The organism is Ectothiorhodospira lacustris (genome assembly GCF_022227845.1).
Classification (GTDB): domain Bacteria; phylum Pseudomonadota; class Gammaproteobacteria; order Ectothiorhodospirales; family Ectothiorhodospiraceae; genus Ectothiorhodospira; species Ectothiorhodospira lacustris.
Genome location: NZ_JAJNQN010000019.1, coordinates 56,589 through 78,871, shown reverse-complemented (window position 1 = coordinate 78,871; position 22,283 = coordinate 56,589). Strand labels below are relative to the sequence as shown.

The window sequence follows — 22,283 nt, the reverse complement described above, 5'->3', positions numbered from 1 at the left end:
CTCCTCCCGCGATTGAAATCGCGGGTTTCCTTGCGGAGATTCTATGAAGAAGGAAGCCGTTTTGATGAACAAGGTGATTGCCTGTATCGATGGTTCCCGCTCCTCCCTGTCGGTGTGTGACCACGCCGCCTGGGCCGCACGGCGCCTGGACAGCCCCCTGACCCTGCTGCATGTGGTCCACAACCCCCATGCGGAGTCGCAAAAGGATCTGAGCGGCAACCTGAGCTTGGGTGGGCGGGAAGCCCTGCTGCAGCAGATGGTGGAAACGGAGGAAAAGCGCGGCAAGCTGATCCGTGAACAGGGCCGCGCCATCCTGACGGACGCCCTGGAACGGGTGAAACAGGCCGGCATTGCCGACCCCGGCAGCCTACTGCGCAATGACCGGGTCACCGAGGCCCTTGATGAACTACAGGAAGAGGCCCGCCTGCTGGTGGTGGGCAAGCAAGGCCAGGACGGTGACAAGGTGGCCCGCCATATCGGCTCCCACCTGGAAAGCATCATCCGCACCGTGAAGCGGGCGGTACTGGTCTGTCCGTTGGAGTTCACGGAGCCACAGCGGTTCATGATCGCCTACGACGGCAGCAGCACCGCGCACACGGTGGTGGAACGGGTGGCCCAGAGCCCCATGCTCAAGGGCCTGGAAGCGCATCTGCTCATGGTGGGTGAAGACAGCGGTGACAACCGGGCCAAGCTCGACAACGCCCACCGCACCCTGGAAAACCACGGATTTACGGTCAAGGCCGTGCTCCAGCCCGGCGAGGTCTGCGAGCAAGTCTGCGCATACCGTCAGGCCCACGACATCCACCTGCTGGCCATGGGTGCCTACGGACACTCCCGCCTGCGTCAGTTCTTCGTCGGCAGCACCACCACCAAGATGATCATGAACTCACCCATCGCCCTGCTGATCCTGCGCTGAGGGTGGGTGTGCGGCCGGCAACAGGGATGTTGCCGGCCGCATGCATCACGCCGGCCCCGGCATAAAGGACTAAAACGCATGGCAGAGCCACCGGATATCACACATTATCGCACCCGACTGCTGGCTGCACGGGATGATATCCTCGGCCTGGAGGATGCCCGCAAGGCCTCCACCGCCACCGTGGTGCTGGACCAATCCAGTGTGGGCAGGCTGTCCCGCATGGATGCCCTGCAACAACAGGCCATGGCGCAAAACACCCGACAAAGGGCCCGGCAATCCCTGCTGCGCATCGAGGCCGCCCTGCGCCGCTGCGATGACGGCAGCTACGGGGATTGCCTGGACTGCGGCGAGCCCATCAACCCCCGTCGCCTGGATCTGGACCCGGCGGCCACCCTGTGCATCACCTGCGCGGAAAACCGGGATTCGGGGTAAATTTTTCAACCCATCTTCAAACCCCGCATCGCCCAGAGGCCCAGCACGGGTCCCGGCAGCAGCCACAGGATGACCCAGGCACCCTGCAGTTCCCACAACAGGCTGGTCAGCCAGATGGCGGGCAGCGTCAGGGCAAAGCCGATGGCGTTCATCACCGCCAGCGATGACCCCACCAGCTCCCGCGGGGCATTGGCTGCCGCCAGGGCGGAAAACTGGGGCGAATCGGCAATCACCGCCACACCCCACAGGGCCAGCAGGATCAGCAGTAAACCGGCCGGTGCCCAGGTCAGGAAGGGATAGGCCAGACACAGGGCACCGGACATCGCCAGGGCGCGACGGGCCACCCACTCACTCCCCCGGTAACGACTGATCACACCGCCCCCCACACACCCCGCAAATCCCAGGGCAATGACGGCGAACGCCAGCCAGGGTATCCAGGCATCCGCGGCATCCAGACGGCCGATCTCCCGCCCCACCAGCAACGGCACCAGCATCCAGAAGGCATAAAGCTCCCAGCAATGACCAAAATACCCCCCGGCCACGGCACGAAAACGCGGGATCTTCAATCCTGAAAGTCCCTGGCGTAGCGGGATTTTCCCACCGGCCTTGGGCAGATGGGGACCATCGCCCAACAGCAGGACCAGCACGCCCCCCAGCAGCGCCAGCACCGAGGCCCCCAGCAAAGGCCATTGCCAGGGCATGCCCAGCGTCATCCCCTGCATCAGGTGCGGCAACGCCGTGCCCAGGGTCAGCATGCCCACCAGCCAGGACAGCGCCGCCCCCGCGTGCCGGGGCACCCAGGAGATGATCAGTTTCATCCCCAGGGGATAAATCCCGGCCAGGCAAAGACCGGTCAGAAACCGCAGCAGCAGATCAAAGGGCGGCTGAGCGGCCACCAGCAGGAAGGCACCATTGACCAACGCACCGCACAGACAGGCCACGGCGAAGATGACACTGGCGTGAAAGCGATCCGCCAGCCCGGTGGCAGCCATGGTCAACGTGCCGACAATGAATCCGAGCTGTACGGCCAGGGTCAGATAACCCAGGTCTGCATCCGACAGACCCAGGTTCGGGGCCATCGACCACCAGACGCCATTGATGCTGAACCACAGGGATGTGCCGCAAAGCTGGGCCAGCACGATGACGGTCAGGGGATGACGGCGCAGGAAGGCGAGGATCATCGGTCTGCTATTGGCTCCATACCATGCCCCAGAACATTGGCGAAACGCCATATAGTGCCAAGGAATAAGAATAAATCAATACACGTCAAAGACCGCATTATTCCAGACACACCTCCCGCCGAATTGATCACCCGGAAAATGTAGGTTTTCCGACACGGACTGGATCATCCCCCTGTTACTGTCGCAAATCCCTCCTTACAGCCCAGGGGCTGAAATAATAAATTCATTCAAAAATAAATAGTTAAGAAAAATACCGGATTGGCCCGCAAAGTGCTTTGCCATACTGGAGCCTGGATTTATCTTGTCATGCGCTATATACAGAAATACATAACGAACCCCGGTCAGGAACCTCTCATGCAACCTGAAATCGACGGCCAGTTCTGGTTCAAGCTTCACGGCCAGACCTTCCTTGGCGGCGCCCGCATCCAGTTGCTGGAGCAGATCGCCGCCACCGGCTCCATCTCCGCCGCGGCCCGGGCCATTGGCATGAGCTACAAGGCGGCCTGGGACGCCATCGACGCCATGAACAACCTGGCGGACAAACCCCTGCTGCTGCGGCAGGCGGGGGGAAAGCACGGCGGCGGCACCCGACTGACCGCCCACGGCGAACAGGTGATTGCGCAGTACCGGGCCGCCGAACAGGCGTACCAGCAATTTTTGCAGCAAATGGCCCGGTCCACGGGCGAACTGGGCGATGTCTGGACACTGATGAGGAAACTATCCATGCGCACAACGGCAAGAAACCACTACCAGGGCAAGATCTCCCGCGTCACGCAGGGCGCGGTCAGCGACGAGATCACCGTGGATATCGGCCATGGGCTGGAGATCCACGCCGTGGTCACCCATGAGGCCGGCCTGGAACTGGGGCTGCAGGTGGGCCGGGAAGTCCATGCACTGATCAAGTCTTCCTTCGTGATTCTGAGCGAAGTGGCCGACACGCTGCGCTTTTCCGCCCGTAACCGCCTCCAGGGCGTTGTCAGCCACATCGAGGCCGGCCCCGTGAATGCAGAGGTCAAGCTGGACCTGGGCCATGGCCGCAGCCTCACCGCCGTCGTCACCCGGGAGGCCCTGGACGAGGGCTGGCTCACCCAGGGGGCTCGGGCCTGCGCCCTGATCAAGGCACCCCACGTCATCCTGGCCATCAATGACTGAACCCACCCTGTTGGAGGCTCAAACATGAAACCAAGACACGTCATCCTGTTTCTATTCTTGCTGTTCACCGGCATCACGACCGCTTCCGCCGCTGAACTTCGGGCCGCCGTAGCCGCCAACTTCCTGGGCACCCTTCAGACCCTCACCGCCGCCTACGAGGCCGAAACCGGCCATAAGATCAATCTCAGCGCCGGGGCATCGGGTGCCTTGTATGCCCAGATCGTCAACGGCGCCCCCTTTGATCTTTTCTTCTCCGCCGATACCCTGCGCGCCAAAACACTGGTCGCAGATGAACTGGCCCTGGAAGATTCCCGGTTCACCTACGCCGTGGGCGTACCCGTGCTGTGGTCCAGCCGGGAAGGTTACCTCAACGATCCGGAAACACTGCTGCGCTCCAGAAGCTACCGTTTCCTCAGTATCGCCGATCCGCGAAACGCCCCTTACGGCGTGGCCGCTCAGCAGATCCTCACGGGCATGGGCATCTGGGAAAGCCTGGACAGGGCGGGCCGTCTGGTGCGCGCCCAGTCCATCGGACAGGCCTACTCGCAGATTGCCTCCGGCGCGGCGGAACTGGGGTTTGTGGCCCTGGCCCAGGTCAAGGCTAACGATGGCACCATTCCGGGATCCCACTGGATTCCACCAGCGGAGTGGTTCGATCCCATCGAACAGCAGGCGGTGATTCTCAAGCGGGCCATCGACATGGACGTGGCCCGGGACTTCATGGCCTGGATCCGCAGCCCGGAAGCCGTGCGGGTCATTGAGGCCGCAGGCTACAGCATACCCTGACCCATCGCCGGTCCGATACCCGGCGGCATTGTCCCGGGTATCGGGCTGGGTTTTGACTGCCCATTGGACATTCCCAGGCCCATGATGCCCATTTCACTCTCCCCCCAAGACACTATGGCCCTCTGGGTCACGTTCAAGCTGGCGGTCATCAGCACCACCATATTACTGGTACTGTGCGCACCGGCGGCCTGGTGGCTTGCACATACCCGGTGGCGGGGCAAGGTGGTTGTGGAGGCCCTGGTCACCCTGCCACTGGTCCTGCCTCCCACCGTGCTCGGGTTTTATCTTCTGCTCCTGCTGGGACCCCGGGGCTGGGTGGGCGGCACGCTGGAATCCATGGGGTTCAACCACCTGGCCTTCAGTTTCACCGGGCTGGTGATCGGCTCCATGATCTATTCCCTGCCCTTTGTCATGCAGCCGCTGACCAACGCGTTTCAGGCAACCGGGACGCGGGTGCTGGAGGTAGCCGCTACCTTGCGGGCATCGCCGCTGGATCGATTCTTCACCATCGTGGCGCCATTGGCCCGACGGGGATTTCTCACCGCCGCCGTACTGTCCTTCGCCCATACCCTGGGTGAATTCGGCGTCATCATCATGATCGGCGGCAACATCCCCGGCCAGACCCAGGTCGCCTCCATCGCCATTTACGATCACGTGGAAGCCATGGATTATCAGTCGGCCCATGCCCTGGCCCTGATACTGGTGGTGCTGTCCTTCTCACTGCTACTGGCAGTCTATGGATTGAACAAGAAATTCAAGGTGGTGGGGGTGGGGTCATGAGCATTCAGGCAAAATTTCATCTGGAACGGGGTGACTTTACCCTGGATGTGGATCTTCAGATCCCCGGGAAAGGCGTCACCGCGCTGTTCGGGCGCTCCGGCTCCGGCAAGACCACCATCCTTCGTTGCCTGGCCGGCCTGGAGCGCATTGAAGATGCCCGCCTGCAATTCAACGGCGATCTCTGGCAGGATGCGACATTCTTTCTCCCGGTGCATCAACGGCCCCTGGGCTATGTGTTCCAGGAGGCCAGCCTGTTCCCTCACCTCACCGCAAAAAACAACCTGCTGTACGGATTCAAACGCATCTCCGCCAGGGAACGCCGCGTACAATTGGATGACGTGGTGAGTCTGCTGGGCCTGGAGACATTATTAACCCGCTATCCGGACGCCCTTTCCGGTGGCCAGCGCCAGCGGGTGGCCATCGGCCGCGCCCTGCTCACCAGCCCGCAACTGTTGCTGATGGACGAGCCCATGGCCTCCCTGGACGTGACCAGCAAGGGGGAGATTCTGCCTTATCTGGAGCGGCTACGGGATGAACTGTCCATCCCGGTGGTCTATGTCAGCCACGCCATCGAGGAAGTGGCCCGTCTGGCGGACCACATGGTACTGCTGGAGGCGGGACGCACCCTGGCCCAGGGGCCGTTGCAGACCCTGCTGACCCGTACCGACCTGCCCCTGGCCCACAGCGAACAGGCCTCGGCGGTCATCGAAGGCACCGTGGCCGTCCACCATGAACCCGATCACCTGACGGAGGTGACCTTTGCCGGGGGCAGCCTGCTGATCTCCCGTCAGCAGCGGGCCATCGGCGCCCCTCTGCGGGCACGCATCCTGGCCAGGGATGTGTCCGTGGCCCTGGCCCGCCCCGATGCCAGCAGCGTCCTCAACTCGCTTCAGGTGCGGATCGCGGAGATCAGTGACGACCCCCACCCCGGACATATGATCCTGAGTCTGGATGTCGGTGGCCAGACCCTGCTGGCCCGTATCAGCCTGCGCTCCTGCCGACAACTGGCACTGGAAAAGGGGCAGACCCTATGGGCCATGGTCAAGGGTGTGGCGGTGACTTAGGCGAATTCCCCCAGGTATCTTTCTTGTACCGCTGTCGGTTATGCCACGGATCGTTATGTTTCATTGTATACAACGCTACAGTGCCCTCCATCAATCCCCCTTCATCCACAGCCCTGACCTACCCCCTCCAGTTTGCGCATTTCGCTGCATATAAGGCCTTTTTCATGGCCATTTCCCCTTAATTGCGTGACCTTTCCTTCAGCAGGCCGCCCATGGCATGACTCCTGCTAAATGCAATCCGGCGGGACGCCTGGTCGTATTTTGACCATCGCTATATAAAAAAAAATATAACGAGGAAAAGGATCACCACACACCGAGTACATAACAACAAGCAAACCGGGGGCATTCATGAGAAAACACCAAACCCAGGGCCGAAAAACCGCCCTGCCTCGGCCACGGACGGTACTTGGCCTGGCCGTGTTATCGGCTTTGAGTCCCACCCACGCCGAAGAGGCGCCTTGGGCACTGACACCCATCACCGTCACCGCCAGTACCGGCAGTGAACGCCCCCTGGAACGCACGCCCGGCTCCGTCGAGGTCATCGACAGTGCCATGCTGGAGGCACGGGGTGCCGTCACCCTGGCCGATGCATTGCGAGAGGCCTCAGGGGTTTTCGTCAGCCCGGACGGCGGCAGCCTCTCGATTCGCGGCACCAGTCGGGAAGACGTGATCATCCTGATCAACGGCCGAAGACTGGCCGGTGAATTCAGTCGTCAGTACGAATTCAACCGCATCCTCATGACCCAGGTGGAACGCATCGAGATCGTCAAGGGTCCTGCCAGCGTGGTCTATGGCTCCGACGCCCTTGGCGGGGTGATCAACATCGTCACCCGCAAGCCACGTCCGGGCCTGAATGCCGAGGCCGATATCCAATGGGGCATGACCACGGACGGAGAAGGGGAACGCCGTACCTTGTTCCTGGGACTCTCCGGCGGCAGCGACCGCACCCAGGTCCAGCTTCGCCTGGGGGCCGACAGCCGCGACCCCATTGCCGAACGCACGCGCACCACTGTCGGTGTGGGTGGCGGCCGCACACCGCCTTCCCAGCACAACAATCCGCAAATCAGAGCCATCCCCGACGAATACACCCTGGACGCCACCCGGGTCGACCAAGCCGATGTCTATACCGCAGGGGTGTCCCTGCAGCACCAGGCGACGGCTCGCCTCCAGTTGGGCGTGGACCTGGACTACACCCTGGAAGAGCGATCCCAGAACTATATCGGCGGTCGTCAGGATACCGCCTTCGGCGGCCCCGCGGTCTTCGGTCTGCCCACCCGCTGGGACGATGACAACACTCGCCTGAATACCGCTGCCCACCTCCAGTGGCAGGCGACGGATGACCTGAACATCCGCTACCAATGGGCCCGCAGTCACTACGACAAGGACCGTTCCATCTACGTCATTCATTACCAAGACATCGGCTTTACCAGCGCCGACCAGACCGAGTCGGGAGGGTTCGGGCAGAAGATCGAGATGGATACACACGAAATCATCGGCCGCTGGGCTCCCAGCCAGCCCCATCGGTTCACCGTCGGCAGCGAATACCGGGAAAGGACGGCCAGCGCCTTTACCGGCAGACGAGAGGAATCCGCCCTGTTTGCCCAGCATGAGTGGGCCGTCACTCCCCATCTGGACGTGGTGTACGGGGCTAGGCTGGATGACACCAACATCGATTATCAGGAGACCTCTTTCAAGGTCGGCGGGGTCTATCGACTGACACCGGGGTTGGGGATCAACATCAACTATGCCCAGGGATTCAAGGTGCCCCAGGAAAGGGATTTGCTGGTGGACCACCTGATGCCCAACGGCGAGCGGCAGTTGGGTGCCTTACTCATCGAACCGTCGCTGGGCAAGGAAGCCCACATCCTGCGCCCGGAGACCAACGAGACCTGGGAGTTGGGATTAAGCGGAGAAGCGGGCACGTTCCGACACCGGATCACCCTGTTCCACAGCGACATCAATGATCGCATCGAGCCGATCTGGGTCAATGCCCTTGCGGGGCAACGCTACCGGACCTTCAAGAACGTGGCCGAGGCGCGCATTCAGGGCCTGGAGGTCAGTGCGGAGATGCGTTTGCATCATGCCCTCCACCTCCGGGGGAACGCCACCTGGCTGGATACGGAAAACCGTACCACGGGTAACACCCTAACCAGTTCCCCCGAATTCCTGGCCATGCTCGGTGCCACCTGGACACCCTCAACCCCGTGGATGTGGAGCCTGAATTGGCACCACGCCGGCCGGCAGTATGCCGACACCGACAATACCGAGGCCCTGGAAGCCTACGACCGGGTGGACCTGGCCCTTTCCTTCTTCCCGGACCTGCAGCGGGACATTGAAGTGTTTGCCGGTATCGACAACCTGTTCGACCGTAGTAACGACAGCTCGCTGCTGGCCGATCCGGGACGCTACCTGCGCCTGGGTCTGCGTTACCGACACTGAGACATACCTGGGGGGGCACGGCACCTCGATCCGGAGGGTCGAGAGCCGGCTGCGTGCCTGACACATCAGTCGTTATATACAAGAAAACATAGCGATTGACCGCCATGAATCACAAACACCATCAGGAGCAACAGGTCATGCCTCATTTCAGACGATGTGCATATGCCATCGGCATCACCCTGCTGGGCACCACACCCCAAGCCCCTGCGGACAACGCGATGCCGATCTATGAACTGGGAACCATCCATGTGGCACCACAGAGGCAGGAGCTGGGTGGCATGCCCACGGATCAGGCCTCATCGGTCCTCACCCTGCACGAGTTCCGCCACTTCAATCGCAACACGGTGGGTCAGGCCCTGGATTTATTGCCCGGCATCCATGTTTCAACAAATTCCAGAAACGAGCAGGTCGTGCATGTCCGCGGCTTTGATGCACGCCAGATCCCCCTGTTCATCGACGGCATCCCCGTCTATGTCCCCTACGACGGCTACATCGATTTCAATCGCTTCACCACGGCCGACCTGGCTGCCATCCAGGTGGCCAAGGGGTTCAGTTCCGTGGTCTATGGGCCCAATACCCTGGGTGGGGCCATCAATCTGGTGTCCAGGAAACCTCAGCAGCGTTTTGAAGGGAACATCACCTTGGGCGCCGGGCAAGGCAACGAGCGTTCCACCGCCGTCAACGTGGGCAGCCACCAGGGGAACTGGTACGTGCAGGGGGGATATGCCTGGATCGACAGCGATGGTTTTCGCTTGTCTTCGGATTTCACGTCCACCCCCACCGAATCCGGCGGACTGCGTGAAAACGCCTATCGCAAGGATGAAAAACTCTCATTGAAGATCGGTCTGCAGCCCAACGCCACCGATGAGTACGCCCTGAGCTACTACCAGCAGAATGGGGAAAAAGGACAGCCACCCTCCACCGACCCGAATGCCGCCCGCTACTGGCAATGGCCGTATTGGGACAAGGAAAGCCTGTATTTCATCTCCAGCACCGCGGTCAGTGAGTACGAGACCATCAAAACCCGCCTGTACCGCGATGCCTACGACAACGCCGTTCATTCGTACACCGATGACACCTATTCGCAGCTCAGGACCGGCGGTCGAGGCAGCGTCGGTCCCGCCGGGAAAAGCATCTACAACGACCGCACCACCGGGGGCGCCGTGGAGCTGCATTCCGCTCGCCTGCCCCGGCAGGCGGTGACACTGGTCGCGATGCGCAAACAGGATGAGCACAAGGCAAACAACACCCTGATGCTGACGGAGCACTTCGAAGACACCCTCACGAGCCTCGGTGTGGAGAACACCATCCAGCTCGCCCAGGACCTGCGACTGAGCCTGGGTCTGTCCCGGCATGAACTCCAGGCGGATCGTGTCTTCAAATCCAGCGATCCGGTACCCAAGCCCGACGCCATCTCGGCCACCAACGCCCAGCTGGGGCTTTTCTGGGACCTGGATCCCTTGCATCGGGTCTACGCCAGCCTCTCCGGCAATTCCCGTTTCCCCACGCTGAAGGACCGCTACTCCCTGCGTCTGGGTTCGGCCATTCCCAATCCTGATCTGCAGAAGGAGAGGTCCCTCAATGCGGAACTGGGGTACCAGGGTTCCCTCTGGCCGCTGGCCCGGCTCGAAGCGGCGGTCTTCATGAGCGAGGTCACGGATCTGATCCAACGGGTCGACGACGTGGAACCGGGCCGCTACCAGATGCAGAACGTGGGAGAGGTGAGAATCAAGGGTCTGGAGTTGGCTCTGAGTTCAAATGTCGGTCCCCGGTGGCGTTTGGGAGGCAACCTGACCCTGCTGGATCGGGACAATCGCAGCGATCCCGACACCCGCCTGACCGGCGTACCGGAGCGAAAACTCCTGCTCCACGGGACGTACACCCCCAGTGCCCCTTGGGAAATCCTGCTGGTACTGAAGAACGAGAGCAGCCGGTGGGATTCCGACACGATCCGGCTGTCTGGCCACACCACCGCAGACCTGGGGCTGGCCTTCGAACCCTTCCCACAACTGCGCCTGGAGGCCCGCGTCGACAACCTGTTCGATGAGGACTACGAGGTATCCAGCGGCTTCCCCAGTCCCGGGCGCATGTGGTTCTTCAACGCCCGCTATGAATTCTAGCCGCTTTTATTACCCACCCGTTTACACCCACACCACAACATGAGGTATTTCCGATGCCATTTCCAAGATCCATCATTTTCATCATCGCCACCCTCGTCACCGGCGCAGGATTCGCGGCCGACGCCCCACACAGGCTATCGGAATCGATCACCATCACCGGCGCCGTCGAACAACCCCTCACCCTGTCGGTTGCCGATCTGCAGACCCTGAACACCCAGTACATCGAAAAGGTCGACATGGTCTGCATGCGCGGCATCCACCGGGGCACCAAGGAGGATCTGCAAGGGGTGTTGCTGCGAGACATCCTGGAAAAGGCCCAGCTCAAAGCGGCATCCCCCAGGGATTTTCGCAAAATGGTATTCGTTGCCAAGGCCACAGATGATTACAAAGTGGTGTTTTCCTGGGGGGAAGTCTTCAACGCCGCCGCCGGTGACGAGGTCATGGTGTACTACGGCCAGGGGGGAGAACCCTTGAGTGAGGCCGAAGGCCTGATCGCACTGATCACACCCACGGATACCCGCACCGGGCCGCGTCATGTGAAATGGCTCAACGAGATCGAGGTCGTCCAGATCGCCGATTGATTCGATAAAGGCCGAAAGTCGCTCCACGGGGGCCGGTAATGCCGGCACCCCGTGACGATTCAGGGCATCCGCCGGGTCAGACGTATCTGTATGCTCCCCTCGCCCTCATCCCCGAACGGCATCACCTGATGGCGCACCAGCCAGCGGCCGTCCAGGAGACGCCAGGCAACCAGTGACTCCGCGTAGGTGACCGCTGCGTAGAACTCCATGTCATCATCCGAACGGGGTTCGGTCAGCTGGTAATCATAGGCATGAAAACAGGCCGTGCCCGCCCGGTCATGTCCCAGCACACGCCGCGCCATGACTTCGTGCTCCTGGAATACCTTGAAACCGTAGGGTTTGACCGCCCGGTCAAGCCAGGGGTTTTCCAGCTCAAACCAGCAGCGGGGCACACAGTCCCGGGAGCGTCCACCAGGGAAGATCTCCCCGAAACGACAACGCAATACAGCCATGTATTCCTCTCCTTGCCGCCCTATGGCAGCGATCCATTGTGCAATGGGGTGACACAATCAAGGGGGATCCGGACATGCATGCACTCCCCCAGCCGGGGCACCGCACACCCATCTGTCAGCACGATCTGCAGCGGGGTGCGATCCTCAAGGCGACAGATCACCAGCGTACGCCGTCCCAGACCCATCACCCGAGTCACCTGCCCGGCCAACCCATCGCCGTCGCTCACCAAACGGGGGCCTTCAGGGTGGACAGCCAGACGGTCGAGATGCCTGCCTCGGGCGGACGCAGGCAACGGCAACCGCCCCCAGCCCCCCCAGGCATGTCCCTGGTCCACACCGGCCACCGGCAGCAGATTGCTCCAGCCCAGCACCTGGGCCACCTGAACATCCCCAGGCTGGGCAAAGACCTGCTCGGTGGGACCCAGACGACGCAATCGCCCCTGGATCATCACGCCTGCACGATCAGCGATGTAACGGGCATCATCCAGGTCATGGGTGACGACGATCACCGGGATGCCCTGGGCGGCGATGACCTCCTGAAACAGCAGACGCAAATCCCGTCGCAACCCCTGATCCACGGCGGAGAAGGGTTCGTCCAGCAACAGCACGTCCGGTTCCGGGGCCAACGCCCGCGCCAGGGCCACCCGCTGTTTCTGTCCACCGGAGAGTGATCCCGGGTAGCGCCTTTCCAGCCCCTGCAGGTGCAGACGCTCCAGCCAGAGATTGACCCTGGCGAGGTGGTCCCGCTTCGACGGCAGGCCGAAGGCGATGTTGCCGGCCACCGTCAGATGGGGAAACAGGGCGTACTGCTGGAACATGAACCCCACCCGCCGCCGACGGGTGGGCAGGTGGACCCGCCTTGAGGAGTCAAACCAGATCCGGTCCCCCCGCTGGATGACACCGTCGCCAGGCCTTTCCAGGCCCGCCAGCAGACGCAGCAGCGTGGTCTTGCCGCATCCCGAAGGCCCCAGCAGGGCCGTGACCCCGCCCGGAGGCACACCCAGCGCCACATCCAGAGAGAATCCCCGGTGCCGAAAGCGCACATCGGCCATGAGCCCGCTCATCGACGGACTCCGAAGTGCTGCAACAACAGGAACAGGAGCAGGGACACCCCGCCCAGCATGGCCGAGACGTGGCCGGCACAGGTGAAATCACCATCCAGGACATGGTTGTAGATGGCCAGGGACAGGGTCTCGGTGGCACCGATGATGTTACCGCCCAGCATCAGCGTGATACCCACCTCGCCGAAGGAGCGCCCCACGCCTAGGACCAACCCGGCGACGATGCTGCCCCGGACCGCCGGAATTACCACCAGGATCAAGGTGGCCATGCGCCCCTTGCCCAGCGTCTGTGACACTTCCACCAGATCCCTGGCACTGCCTTCGATGGCGGCCTGGATCGGTTTGACCACCAGGGGCAGGCCGGCAATAAAGGCGGCGAGCACCAGGGCAGGGAATGAAAACACCATATTCCAGCCCAGCATCTCATCCAGCCACCCCCCCACCGGGCCGTGCCGGCTGAATATCATCAGCAGGACGAAGCCGACGGCAATCGGGGGGAAGACCAGCAGTAGAGACACCAGGCTGTCCAGCAATCCTCGCAAGGGGATGGGCAATGTGAGCACATAGGCCAGCCCGATTCCCAGAGTCAGAAACAGGACCAGCACAACCCCGGCCACCTGCAGGCTCAGCCACCAGGCGCCGGGAGAACAAGCGAAGGTCTCGCCCATCACAGCCCGTGCCGAGCAAGGATGGCCCGGGCCTGCTCCGTGGTCAGAAATGCCGCAAAGGCCTGTACCGCCTCCCCCATGGGCCGGTCCTTGGGATGGGCCAGCACGATCGTTGGCGGGTCATAATATTGCGTGGGAAGTTCTTCGAAACCGGCGATCCTCTCGCCCAGCCCGAGGGCGTCGGTCAGGTTGATGAATCCGGCGTCCACGGTGCCGGCCACCAGATGTGCCGAGACCTGGGGCACGGTGGCCATGGGCATCAGCTTCTCTTGCACCCCCTCCAGCAAACCGCTACGTTGGAGAAACTGCATGGCCGCCATTCCGAAGATGGCCTTAGCGGGATCAGGCAGGGCGATCCTGCGCACATCCTCGGCCAGAAGCTCCCTGTATCCATCGCGCGGCTGAACGGCATAGGCCAGCACCAGCCTGCCGGTGCCCAGCGGTACGAAATTCTCAAACAGCCCGGTCTGCCGCAGGAATCCCAGTTCACCGACCACCAGGTCCACACGACCACTGCTCCGGGTCTGGGCCGTGATCTGCTGCATATTGCCGAAAACGGCCTCCACCTTGTGACCCGAGTGATCGGTAAAGGCCGCATACACTTCCATCAATGGCCTTTTGTATCCCGCACCGGCGGCGATCATGACCTCGGCGGCCTGAAGCGTCAGGCTGTAACACAGCAAGGCAAGCAGGGTCAGAATTCTCATCGGGTATCTCCGGACGACATGGGTGATGGGCTCGATTCAGATGATGGACTGCAGGATGCGGGCCATCTTGTCAGTGACCATGCAGTGGCGATGAAACCCCGCTGCCATGGTGTTTGGCGGTCACCCGGAGAGGGCGCAAACGGTTGCCTTTGTCTGAAATGACACCCCGTTGTGTCCTCTTGTATACAACGCAACATAAAAAACATGATCGGGACACAGTCCATGACGGGTAACAATCCATGGCTCGAATATTGCTTAAACCCCACTGAAAAGTACCCGATCATTCGTTTCAGGTTTTCATGGGGGAGTATCGATGGCGCAACCGGACAACACATCACGTTCAAGAGCATTCCACGGCCCGGCCTTTGGGTGGGGTGCCGGTATCGGCAGCCTCGGGGGATTGATCGGGCTGGGCGGGGCGGAATTTCGTCTGCCGGTACTGGCGGCCATCTTCCGGTTCAAGATGCTGGACGCCATCATCATCAATCTGATGGTCAGCCTGGTCACGGTGATCTTTGCCTTTCTGTTTCGCATCGGCATGACGGGCATCGCCGAACTGCTGCCCTATCTGTGGGTGGTGGCAAACATCCTTTCCGGCTCCCTGATCGGCTCCTGGATGGGGGTACATTTCGCCACCCGGGTCAATGAGCGCCTGCTGACCCAGGTGGTGGTAGTGTTTCTGGTCTTCCTCAGCGCGGTACTCATCGGTCATGAGTTCATATTCAGCGGACTGGGGCTGGACATTCCCCTACCGGTGGCGGTGGTACTGGGGTTTTTCGCCGGGATCGTCATCGGACTGTTCAGCAGCATGCTCGGGGTGGCTGGTGGAGAACTCATCATTCCCACCATCCTGCTGCTGTATGGGCTGGACATCAAAGTAGCGGGGAGCCTGAGTCTGGCCATCAGTATTCCCACCATCCTCATGGGCCTGTCCCGCTATCGCGCGAGGCAGACCTTCGGCGAACTCCAGCAGTTCGGCGGCTTCATCGGCTGGATGGCGGCGGGCTCGATCCTGGGCGCATTGATCGGTGCCCTGCTGATGGTGTACACCCCCAGCACGGCCCTGCATGTCCTGCTGGGGATCATCCTGCTCATCTCTGCCTGGAAGCTGGCCATGGTGAAATTGCGTACCCCCCGGAAGGCAGGCCGATGAACGCGAGCCCTTGGTCGATCTACGAACTGCTGGAAGATGCCGCCGCCGACAACGCTCGCATCCACGAGGTGCTCATCGGCCTGACCTGGACCCTGTGCGAAACGGATCGGGGGTTTGGGCTGGCCATGAGTCCAACCCGGGGCACCCGCACCCTGCCCTGGCCGGGCACACTGGCCGGACGCTCCGTGGGGGCACTGAGCCCGTGGATACGTTCCTGGAATCCCCACGAGGCCTGTGTGGGGATGGCCGCCATCAACGCGGTGATCAACCCGACCTCCCAGCTGGCGGCCAGGGCAATGCCCATCCATGTTCAGGGCTCCGCCAACCTGGCGGTATTCGAGCATTTCGCCCCACGACTCGCCGGCCGCCGCGTGGTGGTAGTGGGCCGCTATCCTGGCCTGGACAGCCTTCAGCTGGACTGGCACCTCACGGTACTGGAATGCCAGCCCGGCCCCGAGGATCTGCCCGCCCAGGCCGCCGAATTTGTACTGGCGGAAGCAGACTGGGTGTTCCTCACCGCCACCAGCCTGATCAACAAGACTTTCCCCCGACTGGTCGCCTGTGCCCGGGAGGCCACTCTGGTACTCATGGGCCCCACGTTGCCCTGGCTCGGGGAGTTGGCGGACTGGGGCGTGGATTATCTGGCGGGGGCCCGCGTGGTGGACGGCACGAGTCTGCGCAGAACGATAGGCGAAGGGGGCGGCACCCGCATCTTCGAAACCGGTGTCGGCTATGCTGTGGCCTCTCTGGGACAAAACGGTAACCACGTCCCTGAAAGATGAAACTCTTGCCCTCAGAAAGCACTTATAAAGAGAGGTGTCACTTGAACCGCCAGGCCCTGGAACGCCGCCAGGTCTTCGTCTACCTTGCCGGCGGCCGGATCGGTGCTGGAACATCTGCTGTGGCCCGTGTTGGGCCTGATGCTGTACGCCACCTTCACCCTGGTGCCGCTGAACCACCTGCGAGATGCCTTCCGGGACGGGCGGTTTCTTGCCGCGGCCGTGCTGGGCAACTTTGTGCTCATCCCCATCCTGGCCTAGGCATTGATGCTGCTGGCCCCCAACGATCCCGGCGGGCCATCGCCTTTTCCCCTGTCAGCCTGCTCATGATTCGGTTATGGTGCAACCCTGTTTTGCAAAGGCTTGATTAAGGCATACAGGTCCGGCCTCTGAACGCTTTTTGCCCCGATTGATCCAAAGGGGTATGGCGCTCAGCCCGCATTGGGATCTACCAATATCTGCTGCTTGGGCATTTAATTTTTTGGGACACACGAATAACCCCACTGCCGTCACTCCCACGAAAGCGGGAGTCTGGAATTGTCGGCCTGTGACTGGATTCCCGCTTTCGCGGGAATGACGATTTAGGGTACGTAGTCTGTTTTCGATTGACTCAGGATTCTCGCCTGCGTGGAAATGGCGATTTTGATGCGGGAATTGCACAGGCGTGACGGTCGGGAATACGCGGGAATGACTTGTTCAGAACATCCTTGGAGGTATACAAGCTCAATGAATACACCGGTAAAACGCCCCTGGTTTCGTTCCCGCCAGCCCAGCTACCGGATCGCCGCCGTCGGTGTAGTGCTGCTGATGGCCGGTAGCCTGGGCATTCACCTGGCCCTCGGACATCTGGAAGGGGTCCTCCGGCAGCTGGTAGTGCTGTTCTGCGCCCCCGGTCTGCCCATGGGCTGGTGGTTCATCACCATGTCCACCTGGAATACGGGACGCATGAAGAAACTCATCATCCAGGGCAGTACAGGCATCGCCTTTCTGGTGCTGGGCGCATGGATCTTCTTCGGCCCCTACCGGGGCGCCATGCTGATGAGCCTGCTCATGTTCTGTCTGGCCCTGTTCCACTTTTATCTGGCGACCCGCAAGGGTCCGCGGGCACCGGACCGGCATTCCCTGCGCTCCGGTTGATGTTGATACGAGGCTCGATACCCTCCTGTTTTATACAACTTCCACAACCATTGAACCGACCCAGACCCTCATCATGCGCATCGCACTGATCCAGCATTCCAACTCGGACGATACCCAGGCCAACCTGGGCAAGAGCCTGCGGGGCATCCGCGAGGCCGCCACCCAAGGGGCCGAGCTCGTTATCCTGCAAGAGTTGCACACCGGCCTGTACTTCTGCCAGACGGAGGATACCGAGCTGTTCAACCTGGCCGAGCCGATTCCCGGCCCCAGCACTCAGGCCCTGTCCGAGGCGGCGGCGGAGCTGGGGGTGGTCATCGTCGGCTCCCTGTTCGAGCGGCGTGCCCCCGGCCTGTATCACAACACCGCCGTGGTACTGGACAGCGACGGGCGCCTGGCCGGGGTCTATCGCAAGATGCACATCCCGGACGATCCCGGCTATTACGAGAAGTTCTATTTCACCCCGGGGGATCTGGGATTCGAGCCAGTGGACACACGTGTGGGACGCCTGGGGGTGCTGGTGTGCTGGGATCAGTGGTTTCCGGAGGCAGCGCGGCTCATGGCCCTGGCCGGGGCGGAGCTGCTGATCTATCCCACCGCCATCGGCTGGGACCCCAATGACAGGGCCGATGAACAGGCTCGTCAGCGGGAGGCCTGGATCACGGTGCAGCGCGCCCATGCGGTGGCCAACGGAATTCCGGTGGCAGCCTGTAACCGGGTGGGGTTTGAACCGGACCCGTCCGGGGTCACCGCCGGCAGCCGGTTCTGGGGTTCCAGCTTTGTCTGCGGTCCCCAGGGGGAGTTCCTGGCCCAAGCCTCGGAGACGGAGGAGCAGGTCTTGGTCGTGGATGTGGACAAGGCACGCAGCGAGGCGGTGCGGCGAATCTGGCCCTACCTGCGAGACCGGCGGATCGATGCCTACGGGGATCTTCTCAAGCGCTACCGGGACTAATCCTGCGACGCCGGAAAGAAGAATCAATTCCAAAAATCCTGTCCTTCGTCAATCAGAATAGCCCCATAACCACTATGATGGTACGACGCTGTCCAATCCAAGGAGCACGCTGATGAATCTGGAAGAACTGAAGAACATGGGTTCCACTGATCGTATGATCCGTATCGTGGTCGGCCTGGGCCTGATTGCCCTCGTCTTCGTCGGCCCTCAGACCCCTTGGGGCTGGCTGGGTCTGATCCCGCTGGCCAGCGCCCTCATGAGCTGGTGCCCGGCCTACACCCTGCTCAACATCAGAACCGACGACAAGGAATCCTAATCCTCCTGAGTCGCCGCCGCCCCGCCCCGGCGGGGCGGCCCTTCCTCTTCTGCCGACGCCTCCTGCCCATCAGGGTATAATCTGCGCTCATCAATAAAACCGCCGGGCCGCAGTCAGGATGGATCAGTCAAAGACCTTTACCCCCCTCAATCCCCCCGCCCTGCCCCGTGAAACCCAGTGTGCCCATTGGGGGCAGCTTTATGGTGCCGCCCTGGGTCTGGCCGTGGCTACCGCCCTGGAACGGCATCAGGGCCTGACCGTCGTGGTCACTCCCGATACCCAGATCGCCGAACGCCTGGAGTTGGAGCTGGCTTTTTTCCTGAACGACGCAGAGGCCATCCTCGCCCTGCCCGACTGGGAGACCCTGCCCTACGATGTCTTTTCTCCTCATGAAGACATCGTCTCCCGACGTCTGGAAACCCTGCACCGGCTGCCCTCCCTCAAGCGCGGCGCACTGATCATCCCGGTGAACACCCTCATGCAGCGCCTGGCACCCCGGGCCTGGCTGCAGTCCCAGTGTCTGTTCCTGTCCCAGGGGGAACGCATCGACCGGGAAAAGCTCAGAAGCGGCTTTGAAGAGGCGGGCTACCGGCATGTGAATCAGGTCATGGAGCATGGTGAATACACGGTCCGAGGCGCCCTGCTGGACGTGTTTCCCATGGGTAGCGGGGTCCCTTATCGTATCGATCTGATGGATGACGAGATCGAGTCCATCCGCACCTTCGACCCCGAGAGCCAGCGCTCCCAGGACCCCGTTCCCCAAATCCGCCTATTGCCGGCCCATGAGTTCCCCATGAACGAGGCCGGCATCAAGGGCTTTCGCCAGCGCTATCGCACTCTCATTGAAGGTGATCCCCAGGCCAGTCTGATCTATCGCGAGGTGAGCCAGGGGGCCGCCCCGGCGGGGATCGAATACTACCTGCCCCTGTTTTTCGATCATACCGAGACCCTGTTCGACTACCTGCCCGGCAACACCCTGTTCATCCAGGCGGGTGACACAGACACAGCCGCCCGTAGCTTTGCCGAGCAGGTGGCCCATCGCTACGAACAGCGCCGACACGACAGGGAACGTCCCCTGCTGCCCCCCGCGACCCTGTTCCTGGATCAAGAGACGCTGTCCCGGCAATGGGCACAAGGCCGGCAACTGCAGATCCAGGCCATGGCATTGGCCGATATCGGAGCGGGCCTGTGCAACCTGGAAACCGCGGCCCTGCCCGACCTGCGGATTCATCCCCGCCAGAACGATCCTGCCCTGGCCCTGCAGCAATTTCTGCAGAGCTTTACAGGACGCGTCCTGTTCACGGCCGAATCCGCCGGGCGGCGGGAAGTCCTGCTGGATACCCTGCGTCCGTTCGGTATCCTGCCTACCCCGGTGGATTCCTGGCAGGCCTTCCTGACGGCAGAACATCCCCTGTGCATGACCGTAGCGCCGCTGGATGACGGCCTGTATCTGCCTGAAGCCGGCCTGGCCGTCCTCACCGAGTCCAGCCTGTTCGGCCGGCGGGCCCGTCAGGAACGACGCCGCAACCGCCCCACCCGGGATGCGGATGCAGTCATCCGCAATCTGACAGACCTGCATCCCGGCGCGCCCGTGGTCCATGAAGACAACGGGGTGGGCCGTTATCTGGGTCTGCAGACACTCACCGTCGGCGGTCAGGAAACCGAGTTTCTCACCCTGGAATATGCCGGCGGTGACAAGCTCTACGTCCCCGTCTCCTCCCTGCATCTGATCAGCCGTTACACGGGTGCCGATCCGGAACACGCCCCGCTGCACAAACTGGGAACGGATGCCTGGGTCAAGGCCCGTCGCAAGGCAGCGGAAAAGGCACGGGACGTGGCGGCGGAACTGCTGGACATCTATGCCCGGCGTGCTGCCCGCAAAGGGTATGCCTACCAGCCTCACGGCGATGAGTACGCGGCCTTTGCCGCCGCCTTCCCGTTCGAGGAAACCCCGGACCAGCTCTCCGCCATCGAGGCCGTGCTGGCGGACATGGCCTCGGAACGCCCCATGGACCGGGTGGTCTGCGGCGACGTGGGCTTCGGCAAGACCGAGGTGGCCATGCGTGCCGCCTTCGTGGCGGTGCAGGACGGCAAGCAGGTGGCGGTGCTGGTACCCACCACCCTGCTGGCCCAGCAACATGATCAGAACTTCCGCGACCGCTTTGCCGACTGGCCCATCCGCATCGAATCCATGTCCCGGTTCCGTTCCCAGAAACAACAGCAGACGGTGATGGAAGGGCTGGAAGACGGGCGCGTGGATATCGTCATCGGCACCCACAAGCTGATCCAGGGCAATCTCAAGTTCAAGAACCTGGGGTTGGTGATCATCGACGAGGAACAGCGTTTCGGGGTCCGGCACAAGGAACGGCTCAAGGCCCTGCGGGCCGAGGTGGACATGCTCACGCTCACCGCCACCCCCATCCCTCGCACCCTCAACATGGCCTTGTCGGGGCTGCGGGACCTGTCCATCATCGCCACCCCCCCGGAAGAGCGGCTGGCCATCAAGACCTTCGTCAGCCAGCGCAACGACGCCCTGATCCAGGAGGCCTGCTTGCGCGAGATCCGGCGCGGCGGTCAGGTCTACTACCTACACAATCAGGTGGACACCATCGAGAAGACGGCACGGGAACTGGGAGAACTGATTCCCTCCGCCACCATCGGCATCGCCCATGGACAGATGCGGGAGAAGGAACTGGAACAGGTGATGCTGGACTTCTACCACCGGCGCTACAACATCCTGGTATGCACTACCATCATCGAGACCGGTATCGACGTACCCACGGCCAATACCATCGTCATTGACCGAGCAGACAAGCTGGGCCTGTCACAACTTCATCAGCTCAGGGGACGTGTCGGACGCAGTCATCATCGGGCCTACGCCTATCTCATCACGCCGCATCCCTCCGGCATGACGCCGGATGCCGTCAAGCGTCTGGAGGCCATCGAATCCCTGGAAGATCTGGGGGTGGGTTTCACCCTGGCCAGCCATGACCTGGAGATCCGGGGCGCTGGCGAACTGCTGGGCGATGAACAGAGCGGCCAGATTCAGGAAATCGGCTTCACCCTCTACAACGAACTGCTGGAACGGGCGGTGAAAGCGCTCAAGGAAGGCAAGATCCCGGACCTGGAAACCGGCGCCGGCGAGACCACCGAGGTGGACCTGGGGCTGCCGGCCCTGCTACCGGACAACTATGTACCGGATGTCCACGGCCGCCTGATCCTCTACAAGCGGCTGGCCAGTTGCCGCGATCAGGAGCAGTTGCGCGAAATGGAAGTGGAGATGATCGACCGCTTCGGACTGCTGCCGGCCCAGGCGAAAAATCTGGTGGAAGCCGCCCGTCTCAAGCTCAGATTGCAGCCACTGGGCGTTCGCAAGCTGGAACTGGGCCCACAGGGCGGTCGGTTGGTCTTCCACCCGGACCCGGCCGTGGACCCGGCCGACGTCATCCGCCTGATTCAGTCCGATCCTCAGGGCTATCGACTCGACGGCCCCGACAAGCTGAGGTTCTTTGAGTCCATGGACACACTGGAACAGCGGGTGCAGGCGGTGCTGAGACTGGTCAATGCCTTGAGCCAGAAGCGGGATGCCGCCTGAGGCGGCGCCGCTTCG

At 62.1% G+C, this 22,283-nt stretch carries 21 protein-coding genes; 16 read left to right on the top strand and 5 right to left on the bottom strand.

From position 1 onward, the window contains the following. The first annotated feature begins 64 nt into the window (after positions 1-64). Positions 65-916: a universal stress protein gene (locus LQ956_RS13215; protein WP_238622468.1), complete on the top strand. Its 852-nt coding sequence runs from the start codon at positions 65-67 to the stop codon at positions 914-916. 78 nt (positions 917-994) lie between these two features. Beyond that, a complete protein-coding gene (locus LQ956_RS13210) occupies positions 995-1,348 on the top strand; it encodes a TraR/DksA family transcriptional regulator (RefSeq protein WP_238622467.1) in 354 nt (117 codons plus the stop codon). A 5-nt stretch (positions 1,349-1,353) separates the two neighbouring features. Here the strand turns inward: LQ956_RS13210 and LQ956_RS13205 are convergent, their stop codons facing one another. Next, positions 1,354-2,529, bottom strand: coding sequence for an MFS transporter (locus tag LQ956_RS13205; RefSeq protein ID WP_238622466.1), 1,176 nt, complete (start codon positions 2,527-2,529; stop codon positions 1,354-1,356). Positions 2,530-2,883: 354 nt separating this feature from the next. Here LQ956_RS13205 and LQ956_RS13200 point away from each other — a divergent pair, with 354 nt between their 5' ends. The 7 genes from LQ956_RS13200 to LQ956_RS13170 all read left to right on the top strand — a co-directional run bounded on the left by LQ956_RS13200 (position 2,884) and on the right by LQ956_RS13170 (position 11,451). Continuing rightward, positions 2,884-3,681 (top strand): TOBE domain-containing protein, encoded by a 798-nt coding sequence (locus tag LQ956_RS13200; protein ID WP_238622465.1) that lies wholly within the window; start codon positions 2,884-2,886, stop codon positions 3,679-3,681. 24 nt (positions 3,682-3,705) lie between these two features. After that, entirely contained in the window at positions 3,706-4,467 is a 762-nt protein-coding gene (gene modA / locus LQ956_RS13195; RefSeq protein WP_238622464.1) for a molybdate ABC transporter substrate-binding protein, read from the top strand. A gap of 81 nt (positions 4,468-4,548) precedes the next feature. Further along, positions 4,549-5,247: a molybdate ABC transporter permease subunit gene (gene modB, locus LQ956_RS13190; RefSeq protein WP_238622463.1), complete on the top strand. Its 699-nt coding sequence runs from the start codon at positions 4,549-4,551 to the stop codon at positions 5,245-5,247. After that, on the top strand, positions 5,244-6,311 hold the full coding sequence (modC, locus tag LQ956_RS13185; protein WP_238622462.1) for a molybdenum ABC transporter ATP-binding protein: 1,068 nt from the start codon (positions 5,244-5,246) through the stop codon (positions 6,309-6,311). Before modB ends, modC begins: the two co-directional genes overlap by 4 nt. Positions 6,312-6,659: 348 nt before the next feature. Beyond that, positions 6,660-8,750: a TonB-dependent receptor plug domain-containing protein gene (locus LQ956_RS13180; protein WP_238622461.1), complete on the top strand. Its 2,091-nt coding sequence runs from the start codon at positions 6,660-6,662 to the stop codon at positions 8,748-8,750. Positions 8,751-8,854: 104 nt separating this feature from the next. After that, positions 8,855-10,870 (top strand): TonB-dependent receptor plug domain-containing protein, encoded by a 2,016-nt coding sequence (locus LQ956_RS13175; RefSeq protein WP_238622460.1) that lies wholly within the window; start codon positions 8,855-8,857, stop codon positions 10,868-10,870. 53 nt (positions 10,871-10,923) lie between these two features. Then, complete coding sequence (locus LQ956_RS13170; protein WP_200175548.1) at positions 10,924-11,451, top strand: molybdopterin-dependent oxidoreductase; 528 nt, start codon at positions 10,924-10,926, stop codon at positions 11,449-11,451. Between the two features lie 59 nt (positions 11,452-11,510). On the opposite strand, the gene LQ956_RS13165 is transcribed toward LQ956_RS13170, so the two are convergent. From LQ956_RS13165 to modA (LQ956_RS13150), 4 genes are read right to left on the bottom strand one after another with little or no spacing between them, the layout of a single operon-like run. After that, positions 11,511-11,903: a hypothetical protein gene (locus tag LQ956_RS13165; RefSeq protein ID WP_238622459.1), complete on the bottom strand. Its 393-nt coding sequence runs from the start codon at positions 11,901-11,903 to the stop codon at positions 11,511-11,513. Positions 11,904-11,923: 20 nt separating this feature from the next. Beyond that, positions 11,924-12,967, bottom strand: a complete 1,044-nt coding sequence (locus tag LQ956_RS13160; protein ID WP_238622458.1) for an ABC transporter ATP-binding protein — start codon at positions 12,965-12,967, stop codon at positions 11,924-11,926. Then, a complete protein-coding gene (locus LQ956_RS13155) occupies positions 12,964-13,632 on the bottom strand; it encodes a molybdate ABC transporter permease subunit (RefSeq protein ID WP_238622457.1) in 669 nt (222 codons plus the stop codon). Before LQ956_RS13155 ends, LQ956_RS13160 begins: the two co-directional genes overlap by 4 nt. Next, positions 13,632-14,339: a molybdate ABC transporter substrate-binding protein gene (gene modA / locus LQ956_RS13150; RefSeq protein ID WP_238622456.1), complete on the bottom strand. Its 708-nt coding sequence runs from the start codon at positions 14,337-14,339 to the stop codon at positions 13,632-13,634. Before modA (LQ956_RS13150) ends, LQ956_RS13155 begins: the two co-directional genes overlap by 1 nt. Before the next feature lie 313 nt (positions 14,340-14,652). On the opposite strand from modA (LQ956_RS13150), the gene LQ956_RS13145 reads away from it, so the two are divergent. The 7 genes from LQ956_RS13145 to mfd all read left to right on the top strand — a co-directional run bounded on the left by LQ956_RS13145 (position 14,653) and on the right by mfd (position 22,268). Further along, positions 14,653-15,492, top strand: a complete 840-nt coding sequence (locus LQ956_RS13145) for a sulfite exporter TauE/SafE family protein (RefSeq protein ID WP_238622455.1) — start codon at positions 14,653-14,655, stop codon at positions 15,490-15,492. Next, positions 15,489-16,274, top strand: coding sequence for a DUF364 domain-containing protein (locus LQ956_RS13140; protein ID WP_238622454.1), 786 nt, complete (start codon positions 15,489-15,491; stop codon positions 16,272-16,274). The genes LQ956_RS13145 and LQ956_RS13140 overlap by 4 nt, the downstream gene beginning before the upstream one ends. Positions 16,275-16,358: 84 nt before the next feature. Continuing rightward, positions 16,359-16,532, top strand: coding sequence for a hypothetical protein (locus LQ956_RS13135; RefSeq protein ID WP_430733421.1), 174 nt, complete (start codon positions 16,359-16,361; stop codon positions 16,530-16,532). A 465-nt stretch (positions 16,533-16,997) separates the two neighbouring features. Further along, entirely contained in the window at positions 16,998-17,408 is a 411-nt protein-coding gene (locus LQ956_RS13130; protein WP_238622453.1) for a hypothetical protein, read from the top strand. Between the two features lie 73 nt (positions 17,409-17,481). Beyond that, positions 17,482-18,357, top strand: a complete 876-nt coding sequence (locus tag LQ956_RS13125) for a carbon-nitrogen hydrolase (RefSeq protein ID WP_238622452.1) — start codon at positions 17,482-17,484, stop codon at positions 18,355-18,357. A 112-nt stretch (positions 18,358-18,469) separates the two neighbouring features. Next, a complete protein-coding gene (locus LQ956_RS13120; RefSeq protein ID WP_238622451.1) occupies positions 18,470-18,673 on the top strand; it encodes a YgaP family membrane protein in 204 nt (67 codons plus the stop codon). Positions 18,674-18,791: 118 nt separating this feature from the next. Beyond that, positions 18,792-22,268 carry a transcription-repair coupling factor gene (mfd, locus tag LQ956_RS13115; protein WP_238630120.1) on the top strand — a complete coding sequence of 1,159 codons (3,477 nt, stop codon included), beginning with the start codon at positions 18,792-18,794 and terminating at the stop codon, positions 22,266-22,268. Positions 22,269-22,283: the final 15 nt, after the last annotated feature.